14 protein-coding genes are annotated in these 14,261 nt (G+C 69.0%); 11 read left to right on the forward strand and 3 right to left on the reverse strand.

The features are described 5' to 3' along the window. Nucleotides 1-135: 135 nt before the first annotated feature. The gene (locus WT26_RS19345; RefSeq protein WP_069273562.1) at nucleotides 136-609 is read right to left on the reverse strand and encodes a peptide-binding protein; all 474 of its coding nucleotides are present in this window, start codon (nucleotides 607-609) and stop codon (nucleotides 136-138) included. Nucleotides 610-973: 364 nt separating this feature from the next. Between WT26_RS19345 and WT26_RS19350 the strand changes: the two genes are divergently transcribed. The 6 genes from WT26_RS19350 (at nucleotide 974) to WT26_RS19375 (ending at nucleotide 7,686) form a co-directional block, all read left to right on the forward strand. Next, nucleotides 974-2,026 carry a bile acid:sodium symporter family protein gene (locus tag WT26_RS19350; RefSeq protein WP_069273563.1) on the forward strand — a complete coding sequence of 351 codons (1,053 nt, stop codon included), beginning with the start codon at nucleotides 974-976 and terminating at the stop codon, nucleotides 2,024-2,026. A gap of 139 nt (nucleotides 2,027-2,165) precedes the next feature. Further along, on the forward strand, nucleotides 2,166-4,001 hold the full coding sequence (locus tag WT26_RS19355; protein WP_069273564.1) for an EAL domain-containing protein: 1,836 nt from the start codon (nucleotides 2,166-2,168) through the stop codon (nucleotides 3,999-4,001). A gap of 178 nt (nucleotides 4,002-4,179) precedes the next feature. Next, complete coding sequence (locus tag WT26_RS19360) at nucleotides 4,180-5,199, forward strand: LacI family DNA-binding transcriptional regulator (protein WP_069273565.1); 1,020 nt, start codon at nucleotides 4,180-4,182, stop codon at nucleotides 5,197-5,199. After that, the gene (locus WT26_RS19365) at nucleotides 5,196-6,476 is read left to right on the forward strand and encodes an AGE family epimerase/isomerase (RefSeq protein ID WP_069273566.1); all 1,281 of its coding nucleotides are present in this window, start codon (nucleotides 5,196-5,198) and stop codon (nucleotides 6,474-6,476) included. The genes WT26_RS19360 and WT26_RS19365 overlap by 4 nt, the downstream gene beginning before the upstream one ends. Next, the gene (locus WT26_RS19370; protein ID WP_069273567.1) at nucleotides 6,473-7,381 is read left to right on the forward strand and encodes a carbohydrate kinase family protein; all 909 of its coding nucleotides are present in this window, start codon (nucleotides 6,473-6,475) and stop codon (nucleotides 7,379-7,381) included. The genes WT26_RS19365 and WT26_RS19370 overlap by 4 nt, the downstream gene beginning before the upstream one ends. Before the next feature lie 83 nt (nucleotides 7,382-7,464). Continuing rightward, entirely contained in the window at nucleotides 7,465-7,686 is a 222-nt protein-coding gene (locus WT26_RS19375; RefSeq protein WP_069273568.1) for a hypothetical protein, read from the forward strand. Nucleotides 7,687-7,699: 13 nt separating this feature from the next. On the opposite strand, the gene WT26_RS19380 is transcribed toward WT26_RS19375, so the two are convergent. Then, the gene (locus tag WT26_RS19380) at nucleotides 7,700-7,894 is read right to left on the reverse strand and encodes a DUF2905 domain-containing protein (RefSeq protein WP_069273569.1); all 195 of its coding nucleotides are present in this window, start codon (nucleotides 7,892-7,894) and stop codon (nucleotides 7,700-7,702) included. 393 nt (nucleotides 7,895-8,287) lie between these two features. Here WT26_RS19380 and WT26_RS19385 point away from each other — a divergent pair, with 393 nt between their 5' ends. Further along, complete coding sequence (locus WT26_RS19385) at nucleotides 8,288-9,244, forward strand: IS110 family transposase (protein ID WP_059959184.1); 957 nt, start codon at nucleotides 8,288-8,290, stop codon at nucleotides 9,242-9,244. 87 nt (nucleotides 9,245-9,331) lie between these two features. Here the strand turns inward: WT26_RS19385 and WT26_RS19390 are convergent, their stop codons facing one another. Then, nucleotides 9,332-10,525, reverse strand: a complete 1,194-nt coding sequence (locus tag WT26_RS19390) for a class I SAM-dependent methyltransferase (protein ID WP_059521152.1) — start codon at nucleotides 10,523-10,525, stop codon at nucleotides 9,332-9,334. A gap of 13 nt (nucleotides 10,526-10,538) precedes the next feature. Here WT26_RS19390 and WT26_RS19395 point away from each other — a divergent pair, with 13 nt between their 5' ends. From WT26_RS19395 to glmU, 4 genes are all read left to right on the forward strand, one after another. Next, on the forward strand, nucleotides 10,539-11,282 hold the full coding sequence (locus WT26_RS19395) for an SDR family oxidoreductase (RefSeq protein ID WP_069273570.1): 744 nt from the start codon (nucleotides 10,539-10,541) through the stop codon (nucleotides 11,280-11,282). Between the two features lie 78 nt (nucleotides 11,283-11,360). Then, on the forward strand, nucleotides 11,361-11,765 hold the full coding sequence (locus WT26_RS19400) for a dihydroneopterin aldolase (protein WP_059521150.1): 405 nt from the start codon (nucleotides 11,361-11,363) through the stop codon (nucleotides 11,763-11,765). Continuing rightward, nucleotides 11,762-12,757 (forward strand): tRNA 2-thiocytidine(32) synthetase TtcA, encoded by a 996-nt coding sequence (ttcA, locus tag WT26_RS19405; protein WP_059521149.1) that lies wholly within the window; start codon nucleotides 11,762-11,764, stop codon nucleotides 12,755-12,757. The genes WT26_RS19400 and ttcA overlap by 4 nt, the downstream gene beginning before the upstream one ends. A 110-nt stretch (nucleotides 12,758-12,867) precedes the next feature. Next, complete coding sequence (glmU, locus tag WT26_RS19410) at nucleotides 12,868-14,229, forward strand: bifunctional UDP-N-acetylglucosamine diphosphorylase/glucosamine-1-phosphate N-acetyltransferase GlmU (RefSeq protein WP_069273571.1); 1,362 nt, start codon at nucleotides 12,868-12,870, stop codon at nucleotides 14,227-14,229. The last annotated feature ends 32 nt before the right edge of the window (nucleotides 14,230-14,261 follow it).

Here is a 14,261-nt window from a genome sequence, read left to right on the forward strand (position 1 = left end):
ACGGCGGCGCGTCTCGCGCGAACCGGGCGCGAAAGATAGCGCAATGCGGCGGGAAAATCAGCGGAAATCTGTGCGCGACTGTGGCGAATTCGCATCAGTCGGCGGGGGACGGAACGCGGGCGCGTTCAGTTTCGCTCAGTTTCGGTAGAACGGGGAGAAAAACGGCGAGTGCGCAGGCTCTTCCTGCGAGCGGGGCGGCGGCATCGGACGGCCGCCGCGCTCCTCGTTGTAGCGCGCGACGTCGGCGCGGATCGAACCGGCGCGCAGCGGCACGTTGCCGCCGCCCGGCGGGCGCGGCATCTGGCGCACCTCGGCGCTGATCGGACGATACGGGCTTTGCGCGGCGTAATGGCCGTACGACGGCGTCGGCCGCAGCCCCCAGCGAGGGCCGGAGCCGTTGACGCCTGCGCCCATCCGCGCCCCGGGGTTGCCGCCCCACTGCGGTGCATGGCGCCACACGGGCGGGCCACCGGACGCGCGCAGGCCGCGGTCGCCGCCGCCGAACGCATGGCCGCCGTGGGGCGGCTGCGCGAGCGCGAGCGGCATCAGCAACGCGCCAAGCGCGCCTGCCACCCATCGTCCGATCTTCCGTTTCACCCGTTCCGTCATTGTTCAGAGCCTGGTTTTACCGGCCGCGAACGCCCGTCCAGGGCGAGCGCAAGCCTTTCAGCAGTAATTTATGAGCGCGCCGAAAGCGTGTCGAGCCAAAAAGTGTTATGTCGCCACCGTCGGTGTAACACCATGTTACTGCTAGGTTTTTCACGTCAGGGACGGATCGCCGCGGCACATTCTTCTGCTGTTTTCGTCGCCTGCGCGACAGGCGGGGTCGGCCGCCCGGCATTCGCTTGATTCATCAATCGATTCTCACAATGAATTTGTGGTTTGAATCGGCAACCGGGAAAATACCGGCGTCCGCGCGTGCGGCGTCTGCGCATGCGCGGCACGCCTTCCTATCGTCCCGATCGAGTTCCCGATGGCCCGTCCCCGTTTTCTTCCCGACAACTTCACGCTCGCGCTCGTCGGCACCGTCGTGCTCGCGAGCCTCCTGCCCTGCCGCGGCCCGGCCGCGCATGCGTTCAACTGGGCGACCAACATCGCCGTCGGCCTGCTGTTCTTCCTGCACGGCGCGAAGCTGTCGCGCGAAGCCGTCGTCGCGGGCGCGACCCACTGGCGGCTGCACGCGGTCGTGCTGCTCAGCACGTTCGCGCTGTTCCCGCTGCTCGGCCTCGCGCTGAAACCCGTGCTGCAGCCGTTCGTCACGCCGACGCTGTATGCGGGCGTGCTGTTCCTGTGCACGCTGCCGTCGACGGTCCAGTCGTCGATCGCGTTCACGTCGATCGCCAAGGGCAACGTGCCGGCCGCCGTGTGCGCGGCATCCGCGTCGAGCCTGCTCGGGATCTTCGTCACGCCGGCGCTCGTCGGGTTGATGATCACGTCGCAATCGGCCGCCGCCGCGTCGCCGTGGAGCACCGTCGGCAGCATCGTGATGCAGCTGCTCGTGCCGTTCATCGCCGGCCAGTTGCTGCGGCCCGTGATCGGCGGCTGGATCGACCGCAACCGCGGCGTGCTGCGCTTCGTCGACCAGGGCTCGATCCTGCTCGTCGTCTACGTCGCGTTCAGCGAGGCCGTCAACGAAGGCCTGTGGCACCAGATCCCGCCGCGCGCGCTCGGCGGCCTGCTCGTCGTCAATCTCGTGCTGCTCGCGATCGCGCTCCTGCTGACCGCGTTCGTCAGCAAGCGGCTCGGCTTCAACCGCGCCGACCAGATCACGATCATCTTCTGCGGATCGAAGAAGAGCCTCGCGGCCGGCGTGCCGATGGCGAAGGTGATCTTTTCGGCGAACGCGGTCGGGGCGATCGTGCTGCCGCTGATGCTGTTCCACCAGATCCAGCTGATGGCGTGCGCGGCGCTCGCGCAGCGCTGGGGCGCACGCAGGCTGGGCGAACCGGGCGACGAGGGCGCCGCGCAGGGCCGGGCCGCGTCCGCGCCGGGTGCGCCGAGCGCACTGAGCGCCGGCAAGCGCTGACACGCCAGCCGTCGCATTGCGCGGCGGCCATGACCCGCGGCGATGCACCACGACGGCGCATCGCGTCACAAAAAATTCACTTAATTCTTCCTGCGCGGCGCCGTTATGCCGGTCGTCCCGACGTTTCGGCCGTCCTGCCATGTCCGCCATCCCCGCCGCTCCCGATGCCGCCCGCACCGCGCGATTGATCGCGGATCGTGCGCTCGCCGCCGTCTTCCAGCCGATCGTCGATCTCGGGTCGGGGACGGTCGTCGGCTACGAGGGCCTGATCCGCGGCCCGCGCGGCACCGACCTCGAGGCGCCCGCCGCGCTGTTCGCGCAGGCCGCGCGCGAGGGCGAGACCATCGCGCTCGAACAGGCCGCCGCGCTCACCTGCCTCGACGCGTTCGCGGCGCTCGGCTGCGACGGCAAGCTGTTCCTCAATTTCAGCGCGGGCACGATCCTGCAGCTCGCGCGCGAACGCGAGCGCGCCCGCCAGCTGCTCGGCCGCGCGCGGATCGGCGCCGAGCGCATCGTGATCGAACTGACCGAGCAGAACGCGCCGACGGACGTCGCCCATATCGGGCCGGCCGTCGCGTCGCTGCGCGACGCCGGCATCCAGTTCGCGCTCGACGACTACGGCACCGCGAACGCGAGCATGAACCTGTGGCTGCGCCTGCATCCCGACGTCGTGAAGATCGACCGCTTCTTCATCCACGACATCGCGCGCGACCCGCTGAAGTTCGAGGCCGTGAAGGCGATGCAGCACTTCGCGCAGGCGAGCGGCGCGCAACTGATCGCGGAAGGCATCGAGAACGAAAGCGACCTGATCGTCGTGCGCGACATGGGCATCTGCTGCGTGCAGGGCTTCCTGCTCGGCCGGCCGAACGCGCGGCCGTCGCGGGTCGTCGCACCGGCCGCGCGCGACGCGATCCGCGCGCCGCACATCGCGGTGTTTCCCGGCGCGACGCGCTCGGTGCGGCCGGCCGGCACGATCGCCGGGAAGATGCTGGTTCCGGCGCCGGCCCTGCCGCGCGACGCGACCAGCAACGACGTGCTCGACCTGTTCAACCGGATGCCCGACCTGCACGCGGTCGCGCTCGTCGAACGCGGGCGGCCCGTCGCGCTCGTGAATCGCCGCGGCTTCATCGACCGCTTCGCGCTGCCGTACCACCGCGAGGTGTTCGGGAAGAAACCGTGCCTGCAGTTCGCGAACGACGCGCCGCTGATGATCGACAACGCGACAACGTTCGAGCAGCTCGCGATGCTGCTCGCGAGCCACGACCAGCGCTATCTCGCGGACGGCTTCGTGATCACCGAACACGGCCGCTACGTCGGGCTCGGCACCGGCGAGAGCCTCGTGCGCGCGGTGACCGAGATGCGCATCGAGGCCGCGCGCTATGCGAACCCGCTGACGTTCCTGCCCGGCAACATCCCGATCAGCGCGCACATCGACCGCCTGCTCCAGCGCGACGCCGGCTTTCATGCGTGCTACGTCGACCTGAACCAGTTCAAGCCGTTCAACGACCAGTACGGCTACTGGCAGGGCGACGAGGTGCTGAAGTTCGCCGCGACGGTGCTGGCCGGCGTGTGCGATCCGCAGCGCGACTTTCTCGGGCACGTCGGCGGCGACGATTTCCTCGTGCTGTTCCAGCGCGACGACTGGCGCAACCGCGCCGCCGACGCGATCGCGCGCTTCAACGACGGCGCGCAGCTCTTCTACACGCAGGCCGACCGGCAGGCGGGCGGACTGCGCGGCGAGGACCGCCACGGCAACCCGGCGTTCTTCGGTTTCGTGACGATGGCGATCGGTGCGGTCGGCGTGCCGGCCGGCGCGCACGGCGCGAAGCGCTACGGCAGCGACGAGATCGCATCGGTCGCCGCGCTCGCGAAGCGGCGCGCGAAACAGCAGCCGGACGGGCTCGCGGTCGTCGATCTCGATGCGGGCCGCGCCGCGCTGCTCGCGCGCGGCGAGCCGCCCGCGACGCCGAACTGACCACGCGCGGACACCTTGCCTTTTGCGGCGCCTGTTTAGTATTTTTAGTAAAAGCGCCGGCGCAGATTAGTGCTTTAAATTCGCGTATTTACGGGTATTCCCCGGGGATATGGCGCGATTTTACCGATGCGGTTTACTATACAATCGCTTTCACCCTAAACAAACCGGACCCCGAACGATGGGTACCACCATTCGCGATGTGGCGCGGGCGGCAGAGGTCTCGATCGGCACCGTCTCCCGCGCGCTGAAAAACCAGCCGGGCCTGTCCGAAGCCACGCGTGCGCGCATCGTCGAGATCGCGCAGCGGCTCGGCTACGATCCCGCGCAGCTGCGGCCGCGCATCCGCCGGCTCACCTTCCTGCTGCATCGCCAGCACAACCGCTTTCCGGCCAGCCCGTTCTTCTCGCACGTGCTGCACGGCGTCGAGGACGCGTGCCGCGAGCGCGGCATCGTGCCGACGCTGCTCACGGTCGGGCCGAACGACGACGTGCTGCGCCAGATGCGCCCGCACGCGCCCGACGCGATCGCGGTGGCCGGCTTCATCGAGCCCGAGACGATCGAGGCGCTCGCCGCGACCGGCCGGCCGCTCGTGCTGATCGATCTGTGGGCGCCCGGCCTGCGCTCGGTGAACATCGACAACGCAACGGGGGCGGCGCTCGCGATGCGTCACCTGCTCGCCACCGGCCGCACGCGGATCGCGTTCATCGGCGGCTCGCCCGCGCACTACAGCATCGCGCAGCGCGCGATCGGCTACCGGCGCGCGTTCTTCGAAGCCGGGCGGCTGTTCGATCCCGCCTATGAAGTGACGATCGACGCGGGGCTCGATCCCGACACGGGCGCCGCGCGCGCGATGGAGCAGCTGCTCGACGCGCCGGGCCCGCGCCCCGAAGCCGTGTTCGCGTACAACGACGCGGCCGCGCTCGCCGCGCAGCGCGTGTGCACCGCGCGCGGGCTGCGCATTCCCGACGACATCGCGATCGTCGGCTTCGACAACATCCCGGCCGCCGCGCACGCGAGCCCGCCGCTCACGACGCTCGCGGTCGACAAGGAAGCGCTCGGCCGCCGCGGCGTCGAGCTGCTGCTCGCCGACTCGCCCGAACGCACCGAGATTTCCCTGCCCGTCGAGCTGATCGTGCGGGCCAGCAGTCAGCCCGCCGCGACGCGGGCGCCCGTCACCGCCACGAGCACCGAACCATGACTACGCCCCCGGTCCAACCCGCCCCGGCGACGCCGGCCGCGCATGGCCATCCGGCCCCGTTCGTCGCGAGTTTCCGCGATCCGTCGTTCCTGCTGTCGCACATCGAGGACACGCTGCGCTTCTACGCAACGAACGCGTTCGACCCGACGGGCGGCTTCTACCACTACTTCCGCGACGACGGCAGCATCTACAACCGCACGTCGCGCCACCTCGTCAGCAGTTGCCGGTTCGTCTTCAACTACGCGATGGCGTACCGGCATTTCGGCGATCCGCGCCACCTGGAATACGCACGCCACGGGCTGCGCTTCCTGCGCGACGCGCACTGGGACGACGAACTGCAGGGCTACGACTGGGAACTCGACTGGCGCGACGGGGCGAAGCGCGCGACGCTCGACGGCACGCGCCACTGCTACGGGCTCGCGTTCGTGCTGCTCGCGGCCGCGCACGCGACGATGGCCGGCATCGACGAGGCTCGCCCGCTGATCGCGGCAACCTACGAGCTCGCCGAGCACCGCTTCTGGGACGCGGCCGCGGGCCTCTACGCGGACGATGCGACGCCGAACTGGATCGTGTCGTCGTACCGCGGCCAGAACGCGAACATGCACATGACGGAGGCGCTGCTCGCGGCCCACGAGGCGACCGGCCACCTCACGTACCTCGATCGCGCGGAAAAGCTCGCGTCCCACATCACGCAGCGCCAGGCCGCGCTGTCGGGCGGGCTCGTGTGGGAGCACTACCATGCGGACTGGTCGGTCGACTGGGACTACAACAAGGAAGACAGCTCGAACATCTTCCGCCCGTGGGGTTTCCAGCCCGGGCACCAGACCGAATGGGCGAAGCTGCTGCTGATCCTCGAACGGCACCGCCCGCTCGACTGGCTCGTGCCGCGCGCGGCCGAACTGTTCGACGCCGCGCTCGCGCACGCATGGGACGCCGACCACGGCGGCCTGTACTACGGCTTCGGCCCCGACTTCACGATCTGCGACCACAACAAGTATTTCTGGGTGCAGGCGGAAACCTTCGCGGCGGCCGCGATGCTCGGCGCGCGCACCGGCAGCGAGCGCTTCTGGGACTGGTACGACGAGATCTGGCGCTATAGCTGGGCGCACTTCGTCGATCACCGCTACGGCGCGTGGTACCGCATCCTCACCTGCGACAACCGCAAGTACAGCGACGAGAAAAGCCCGGCCGGCAAGACCGACTATCACACGATGGGCGCGTGCTACGACGTTCTGGCGACCCTCGCGCGCGCGCAGCGCAGCGAGCCGACGCAATGAGCGGCGGCACGTTTCCGGCTTTCGTGTCGGCGGGCGACATCCTGACCGACATGGTGCGCGCGGGCGATGCGCAATGGACGTCGGTGCCGGGCGGCGCCGGCTGGAACGTCGCGCGCGCGGTTGCGCGGCTCGGCGTGCCGAGCGCGCTCGCGGGATCGATCGGCGAAGACTGCTTCTCCGACGTGCTGTGGCGCACGAGCGAAGCGGCCGGGCTCGACCTGCGCTTCCTGCAGCGCGTCGCACGGCCGCCGCTGCTCGCGATCGTCCACGAGACGCGCCCGCCCGCGTATTTCTTCATCGGCGAAGCGAGCGCCGATCTCGCGTTCGACCCGGCGCGGCTGCCGGCCGGCTGGACCGACCACGTGAAATGGGCGCATTTCGGCTGCATCAGCCTCGTGCGCGAGCCGCTCGCGGGCACGCTGGCCGCGCTCGCGGCCGACCTGCACGCGCGCGGCGTGAAGATCAGCTTCGACCCGAACGTCCGGAACCTGATGACGGCCGCGTACCGGCCGACGCTGGAAAAGATGGCCGCGCTCGCCGACCTGATCAAGGTGTCCGACGAGGACCTGCGGCACCTGTTCGGCGGCAGCGAGGCCGCTGCGATCACAGCGCTGCGCGCGCTGAACCCGCGCGCGGCCGTGCTCGTCACGCGCGGCGCGCAGGCGGCGACGCTCTACGCGGACGGCGACGTGCATGAAGCCAGCCCGCCGCGCGTCGAGGTGGCCGACACCGTCGGCGCGGGCGACGCGTCGATCGGCGGCATGCTGTTCAGCCTGATGGCCGCGCCGCAGCGCACGTGGCGCGAGCATCTCGCGTTCGCACTGGCGGCCGGCGCCGCGGCGTGCCGGCATACGGGTGCGCACGCGCCGACGCTCGACGAGGTGGTTGCGTTGCTGGAGGGCTAGGGCCTGCGCAACCCGGCACGACGCGGTGCTGTACATGCTGCGCCGCAGTGCTACGATGAAGTGTCCTTTTGCGGGAGAGCACGATGGACACGAACACGTTCACGAAAGGCATCTACACGGCCAAGGCGCATACCCAGCACGCGGGCAACGGGCAGTTCCAGGGTTACGTGATCCTGAGCCGGGACGAAGGGGAGGCCCCCGACAACACGGTGTACGACGTCGGCAGCACGAGCCCCAGCGAGGAAGAGGCGTTCGACGAGGCGAAAGCGCTCGCGCACCGGATTCTCGGCGAGATCGAGCTGTAACGCGCGCCGCGCGTCAGACGAGCCGCGCCACCATCGACAGCAGCATCGTCAGCACCAGCGTCGACATGAACGGGAACGGGTAGCGCCGCCCGCCGAGCGTCAGCGTGACGTCGCCCGGCATCCGCCCGATGCCGAGCTTGCCGAGCCACGGCCAGCAGCGCGTCAGGATCATCACCGCGACGAACGTCGTCAACAGCCAGCGCAGCATCCTAGGGCCTGTTTACATATGGAACGCGCATGCGTTGCCACGAGAACGGCCGCTCGCGAGGCGCGCGACGCCGCGAATACTGGACGTATTCGCAAGGAGCGCAACGCGGCGAGCGGCCGTTCTCGTGGCAACCCCAAATTTTAAAAAAACCATTCCACGGGAATGCCCGAAATCGCCCGTATGGCGGCGTCGCTCGTCGCTTGTTTGGCACGGCCAAACGGCGCTCCTTGTATCTTTAAGTCTGCGGTTTCGGACCGGCTCACGTAGCCCGTTCCTCCTCTGGGAAACCAAGCCCGCGAGTGAGCACTGGGCGCGTGAGTCGGACCGTTCTTCCGTAAGCCCGAACGGTTGTCGGAATAAAGTTCGCATAAACAAGGATGGGAGTGGAAGAACATGCCCGAAGCAGTGTTCATCGGTATCGATGTTTCGCGCGACACGCTGGAAATTGGCAGCAGCACGGCGAGTTCGACCTGGCAATACGCCAACAATAGTGACGGCATTGAAGCGATGACGGCCGAACTGGCGAAGCTGGCTCCAGCACTCGTCGTACTCGAAGCCACGGGCGGCTACGAATTCGAGGCGGCGTGTGCCTTGCAGGCTGCGGGACTGTCGGTGGCCGTGGTCAATCCCCGTCAGGCGCGCGACTTTGCTCGTGCCATGGGCACGTTGGCGAAGACGGACAGCCTCGACGCGCGGATGTTGGCCGCGTTTGCCCGCGTGTTGCACCAGCATCCGCAGCGCGAGCGCTTTATCAAGCAGTTGCCCGACGCGCAATTGCAGCGCTTGCAGGCGCTCGTGTTGCGTCGCAGGCAGCTGGTTACGATGCTGACGGCTGAGCGGAGACGCCTGACGTTGGCGCATGCCAGTGCGCGTCCAAGCATCGAGCAAACCATCAAGTTCCTCAAATCGCAGATCGACGATGTCGAACACGACTGCGCCGATCATGTGCGCACCCACCACGCCGAATTGGCCCAGGCGCTGTCCAGCGTCAAAGGCATTGGTCCTGCGACTGTCGCTACGCTGCTGGCCGAATTGCCTGAACTGGGTTCGTTGTGTCGTCGGCGCATCGCCGCACTGGTCGGCGTGGCTCCCCTGAACCGAGATTCGGGCCAAATGCGCGGCCAACGCACGATCTGGGGTGGCCGCGCCGAGGTCCGACGAGCGTTGTACATGGCTACGCTCGTCGCAGTGCGCCACAACATGGTCTTCAAAAGCTTTTATGCGCGCTTGACGGCCCTGGGCAAGCCCAAAAAGGTTGCCCTTGTTGCCGCGATGCGCAAGCTCTTGACCATCCTGAATGCCATGGCCAAATCGGGCTCGCATTGGAATGACTCGCTTCATTTGGCTTGACATGAAAGACGGTTGCTCTCTCCTTGCCCTACGAGCGATTTCGGGCATTCGCATGCGCGTTCCATATGTAAACAGGCCCTAGCCCCATCAGAGTGCGTGCGAGCGATCGCCGCGCGCGAACGCGTCGAGCGTGCCGTCGATGCCCCGTGAGAACGCGATCACCTTGAACAGCTCGCCCATCTCGGCCTCGGAAATCAGCTTCTGCACCGCGTTCGCGGCCGGCAGGAATGCACGGATGTCCGACGGATCGATCGCGGCCAGTGCATCGGTGATGCCGGCGTTCAGCAGGAAGCGCGCCTGCGACGTGTAACCGAGCAGGTCGGCGCCGGTCGCGATGGCCGCATCGTAGATGCCGGTGAATTCGACGTGCGCGGTGATGTCCTGCAGCCCCGGGTACAGGAACGGATCGTCGTGCGCATGGTGCCGGTAGTGGCACATCAGCGTGCCGCGGTCGCGCTGCGGGTGGTAGTACTCGTGCGCGGGAAAGCCGTAGTCGACCAGCAGCACCGCGCCGCGCCCGAGCATCGTGCAGACGGTGCGCGTGAACGCCAGCGCGGCCTCGTGCGTCTCGGTCACGTAACCGTCGCGCGCCTCGTCGAGCCCCGCGAGCACCGGCGGCAGGCCGGCCGGCGCGGCCGGACGGTCGTCGAACACGAACGCCTGCCGCGCGTCGAGCGCGACACCGCGCTCGTGCCATGCGCCGCCCGCCTTCGCGAACAGGCGCACGGGCATCGCATCGAGCACCTCGTTGCCGACCACGACGCCGTCGAACCGCTCGGGCAGCGCGTCGAGCCAGCGCACCTTCGCGGCAAGCGCGGGCGCGGCGGCCGTAATCGTGTCGCGCTGCCGTTCGCGCAGCTCGCCGGACAGGTCGACGATCAGGTATTCGTCGAGTTCGACACCCCGCGCGTCGAGCGCCGCGAGCAGCCCGGCCGCGAGCTTGCCCGTGCCGGCGCCGAATTCCATCACGCGACGCGTGCCGCTCGCCGCGAGCGCTTCCGCGACCGGTTGCGCGAGCGTCTGCGCGAACAGCGGCGACAGCTCGGGCGCGGTGACGAAGTCGCTGCCGTCGTCGGCGCGGCGCCCGAACTTGCGCGCGCCGCCGCTGTAATAGCCGAGGCCGGGCGCGTACAGCGCGCGCTCCATGAAGCGGTCGAACGGCAGCCAGCCGCCGGCCGCCGCGATCTCGTCGCGCAGTTGCGCGGCGAGGGTTTCGGACTGCGCGAGCGCGTCAGGGCCGGGAGCAGGTAAACTAGCGGGTTCGTGAGCTTTCGGGTTCATCCCGGCATTGTAAATGACCGTTTCAGCCGATACGTCGACCCGGCGCGTGGCGCTCGTCGCGGGTGCCCTGGGCAGCGTGGCCGACGCCGCGTCGATCGGCCGTGCGCTCGCGACGGGATTCGCCCGGCACGGCTGGGACGTCGCGTTGCAGCGCAGCCCCGGCACGCCGCATGCGGCCGCCGACGCGCTCGTCGCCGAAGTCGCGGCGCTCGGCCGCCTCGCGGTCGTGCTCGACGCCGATCTGGCCCTGGAAGCCGATGCGGCCGCACTCGTCGCCGCGTGCGGCGCGGCGCTCGGCCGGCCGGCATGCGTCGTGTTCCACAGCACGCCGACCGGTACCGACGACGCGCGCTCGGTGCGCCATGCGTCGCTCGCCGGCGCACTCGCGCGCAACGTGACGGCGCCGCTCGCGCTGGCCCGCGCGCTCGCCGATGCGACGCCCGACGCCGCGCGCGAGCACGAAGCGCTGCGCGCATGCGCGATCCACGTGCTGGACCAGGCGCTGTTTCACCCTGCGCCGGCGCAGTTGTCGCACGCGCTGATGCAGGCCGCGCTGAACCGCGCGACGTCGGCGCTGGCGCTGGCGCTCGCGCCGAAAGTGCGGGTCGCGGCGCTGGTGCGCGGCCACGCGGCACACGCGGACGACATCGCCGCGGCCGCCTGCTATCTCGCGAGCGCGCCCGGCGTCACGGGCGCGACGCTGACCGTCGACGGCGGCGAGCACCTCGTGCCGCCCGCCGCCGGCCCGAATGAATGAACTGCGCGGAGCGCGCGGCCTGACTGCCGCCGCCCGCGCCGCTTTGCGTGCGCGCACGCCAATTTGACTGGGACGACCATGTTTTCCGCTCTCCTGCACCCCCGCCTCGCGGACTGCCGCAGGCTCTACCTGCGCGACTACGAAGTGCACATCAACATCGGTGCCTTCGAACACGAGAAGCGCGGCGAGCAGCGCGTCGTCATCAACGTCGACCTGTTCGTGCCGCTCGCGCTGTCCACCCCCGTGGACGACCGGCTGCATGAAGTCGTCGACTACGACCTGATGAAGCAGAGCGTCGCGCAATGCGTGGCGCGCGGCCACATCCACCTGCAGGAAACGCTGTGCGACGCGATCGCCGCGCACCTGCTGGCGCACGACGCCGTGCGCGCGGTACGCGTCTGTACCGAGAAACCGGACGCTTATCCGGACTGCGACGCCGTCGGCGTCGAAGTCTTTCGCATCAAGGACGAGGAGCGCGCATGAACGCCCCCCACATGAACGACACGGCGGCCGATGCCGCCGCCCACGACGCAGCCGCGGCCCCGGCCGGCCGCCAGGTGCTGACGCGCCGCGAGCAGAAGGAAGCGTATGAGAACAACAAGCTGTTCAAGCGGATCGTGCGCCAGGTCGGCCAGGCGATCGGCGACTTCAACATGATCGAGCAGGGCGACAAGGTGATGGTGTGCCTGTCGGGCGGCAAGGACAGCTACGCGATGCTCGACGTGCTGCTGCGCCTGCGCGAGCGCGCGCCGATCGATTTCGACATCGTCGCGGTGAACCTCGACCAGAAGCAGCCGGGCTTCCCCGAGCACGTGCTGCCCGAGTACCTGAAGCAGGTGGGCGTGCCGTTCCACATCGAGAACCAGGACACCTACAGCATCGTCAAGCGGCTCGTGCCCGAAGGCAAGACGACCTGCTCGCTGTGCTCGCGGCTGCGCCGCGGGATCCTGTACCGCGTGGCCGGCGAGCTCGGCGCGACCAAGATCGCGCTCGGCCATCACCGCGACGACATCGTGCAGACGCTGCTGCTCAACATGTTCTACGGCGGCAAGCTGAAGGGGATGCCGCCGAAGCTGCAGTCGGACGACGGCAAGAACATCGTGATCCGCCCGCTCGCGTACGTGAAGGAAACCGATCTCGAGAAGTACGCGGAACTGCGCGAATTCCCGATCATCCCGTGCAACCTGTGCGGCAGCCAGCCGAACCTGAAGCGCGCGGAAATGAAGGCGCTGATCCGCGAATGGGACAAGCGCTTCCCGGGCCGCGTCGACAACATGTTCAACGCGCTCGCGAAGGTCGTGCCGTCGCACCTGATGGACACGACGCTGTACCCGTTCCAGTCGCTGCGCGCGACCGGCGAGGCCGATCCGCAGGGCGACATCGCGTTCGACGAGGAACCGTGCGCGACGGGCGACGACGCAGCGGCGCCGGGCGGCACCCGACCGATCTCGATCGTCCAGTTCGACGACCTGTAAGCGCCGCGCAGGGCCCGGCGACGCCCGCCGGGCGGGCCCGCCAGCCCCGCTCGGCGGGTGGGGCCCATGCTAAAATGGTCGGCTTCGAACTCCTCTGACAAGCTGGCGCCATGAATATCGTGATTTTGGCGGCAGGCACCGGCAAGCGCATGCGTTCCGCGCTGCCGAAAGTGCTTCACCCCCTGGCCGGCAGGCCGCTCCTCTCCCACGTCATCGACACCGCGCGCACGCTGCAGCCGTCCCGGCTCGTCGTCGTCGTCGGTCACGGTGCAGAGCAGGTTCAGACGGCCGTCGCCGCACCCGACGTCCAGTTCGCGGTGCAGGCCGAGCAGCTCGGCACCGGCCACGCGGTACGCCAGGCGCTGCCGCTCCTCGATCCCGCGCAACCGACGCTCGTGCTGTACGGCGACGTGCCGCTCACGCGCGCATCGACGCTGCAGCGCCTCGTCGATGCCGCGCGCGAAGGCCGCTACGGGATTCTGACCGTCACGCTCGACGATCCGACCGGCTACGGCCGGATCGTGCGCGACGCGGCCGGCTTCGTCACGCGCATCGTCGAGCAGAAGGACGCGTCGCCCGAACAGCTGAAGATTGCCGAGATCAACACGGGCATCATCGTCACGCCCACGGCCCAGCTGTCGATGTGGCTCGGCGCGCTGAAGAACGAGAACGCGCAGGGCGAGTACTACCTGACCGACGTCGTCGAGCTCGCGATCGAGGCCGGTTTCGAGGTCGTCACCGCGCAGCCCGACGAGGAATGGGAAACGCTCGGCGTGAACAGCAAGGCGCAGCTCGCCGAGCTCGAACGCATTCATCAGCGCAATATCGCGGACACGCTGCTCGTCGACGGCGTCACGCTCGCCGATCCGGCACGCGTCGACGTGCGCGGCACGCTGCGCTGCGGCCGCGACGTGTCGATCGACGTGAACTGCGTGTTCGAGGGCAACGTGACGCTCGCCGACAACGTGACGATCGGCGCGAACTGCGTGATCCGCAACGCGTCGGTCGGCGCGGGCACGCGCATCGACGCGTTCACGCACATCGACGGCGCCGAGCTCGGCGCGCACACCGTGATCGGCCCGTACGCGCGGCTGCGCCCCGGCGCGCAGCTCGCGGACGAAGCGCACGTCGGCAACTTCGTCGAGGTGAAGAACGCGGTGATCGGCCACGGCTCGAAGGCGAACCACCTCACGTACATCGGCGACGCCGACATCGGCGCGCGCGTGAACATCGGCGCGGGCACGATCACCTGCAACTACGACGGCGCGAACAAGTTCCGCACCGTGATCGAGGACGACGTGTTCGTCGGCTCCGACACGCAGCTCGTCGCACCCGTGCGCGTCGGCCGCGGCGTGACGATCGCCGCCGGCACGACGATCTGGAAGGACGTGGCCGACGGCCTGCTCGCGTTGAACGAGAAGACCCAGACCGCGAAGAGCGGCTACGTCCGCCCGGTCAAGAAGAAAAGCTGAACCTTTTGCGGGCGCCCGGACGGCGCCCGCGT

Origin of the sequence: Burkholderia cepacia (assembly GCF_001718835.1) — a bacterium.
Classification (GTDB): Bacteria; Pseudomonadota; Gammaproteobacteria; order Burkholderiales; family Burkholderiaceae; genus Burkholderia; species Burkholderia cepacia_F.

Coding starts and splice junctions, on each gene's coding strand:
- WT26_RS19350 (WP_069273563.1), top strand. CDS start 974: ATGGCCCGTCCCCGTTTTCTTCCCGACAACTTCACGCTCGCGCTCGTC.
- WT26_RS19390 (WP_059521152.1), bottom strand. CDS start 10,525: ATGAACCCGAAAGCTCACGAACCCGCTAGTTTACCTGCTCCCGGCCCT.
- WT26_RS19395 (WP_069273570.1), top strand. CDS start 10,539: ATGACCGTTTCAGCCGATACGTCGACCCGGCGCGTGGCGCTCGTCGCG.
- WT26_RS19355 (WP_069273564.1), top strand. CDS start 2,166: ATGTCCGCCATCCCCGCCGCTCCCGATGCCGCCCGCACCGCGCGATTG.
- WT26_RS19360 (WP_069273565.1), top strand. CDS start 4,180: ATGGGTACCACCATTCGCGATGTGGCGCGGGCGGCAGAGGTCTCGATC.
- WT26_RS19385 (WP_059959184.1), top strand. CDS start 8,288: ATGCCCGAAGCAGTGTTCATCGGTATCGATGTTTCGCGCGACACGCTG.
- glmU (WP_069273571.1), top strand. CDS start 12,868: ATGAATATCGTGATTTTGGCGGCAGGCACCGGCAAGCGCATGCGTTCC.
- WT26_RS19365 (WP_069273566.1), top strand. CDS start 5,196: ATGACTACGCCCCCGGTCCAACCCGCCCCGGCGACGCCGGCCGCGCAT.
- WT26_RS19375 (WP_069273568.1), top strand. CDS start 7,465: ATGGACACGAACACGTTCACGAAAGGCATCTACACGGCCAAGGCGCAT.
- WT26_RS19380 (WP_069273569.1), bottom strand. CDS start 7,894: ATGCTGCGCTGGCTGTTGACGACGTTCGTCGCGGTGATGATCCTGACG.
- ttcA (WP_059521149.1), top strand. CDS start 11,762: ATGAACGCCCCCCACATGAACGACACGGCGGCCGATGCCGCCGCCCAC.
- WT26_RS19370 (WP_069273567.1), top strand. CDS start 6,473: ATGAGCGGCGGCACGTTTCCGGCTTTCGTGTCGGCGGGCGACATCCTG.
- WT26_RS19345 (WP_069273562.1), bottom strand. CDS start 609: ATGACGGAACGGGTGAAACGGAAGATCGGACGATGGGTGGCAGGCGCG.
- WT26_RS19400 (WP_059521150.1), top strand. CDS start 11,361: ATGTTTTCCGCTCTCCTGCACCCCCGCCTCGCGGACTGCCGCAGGCTC.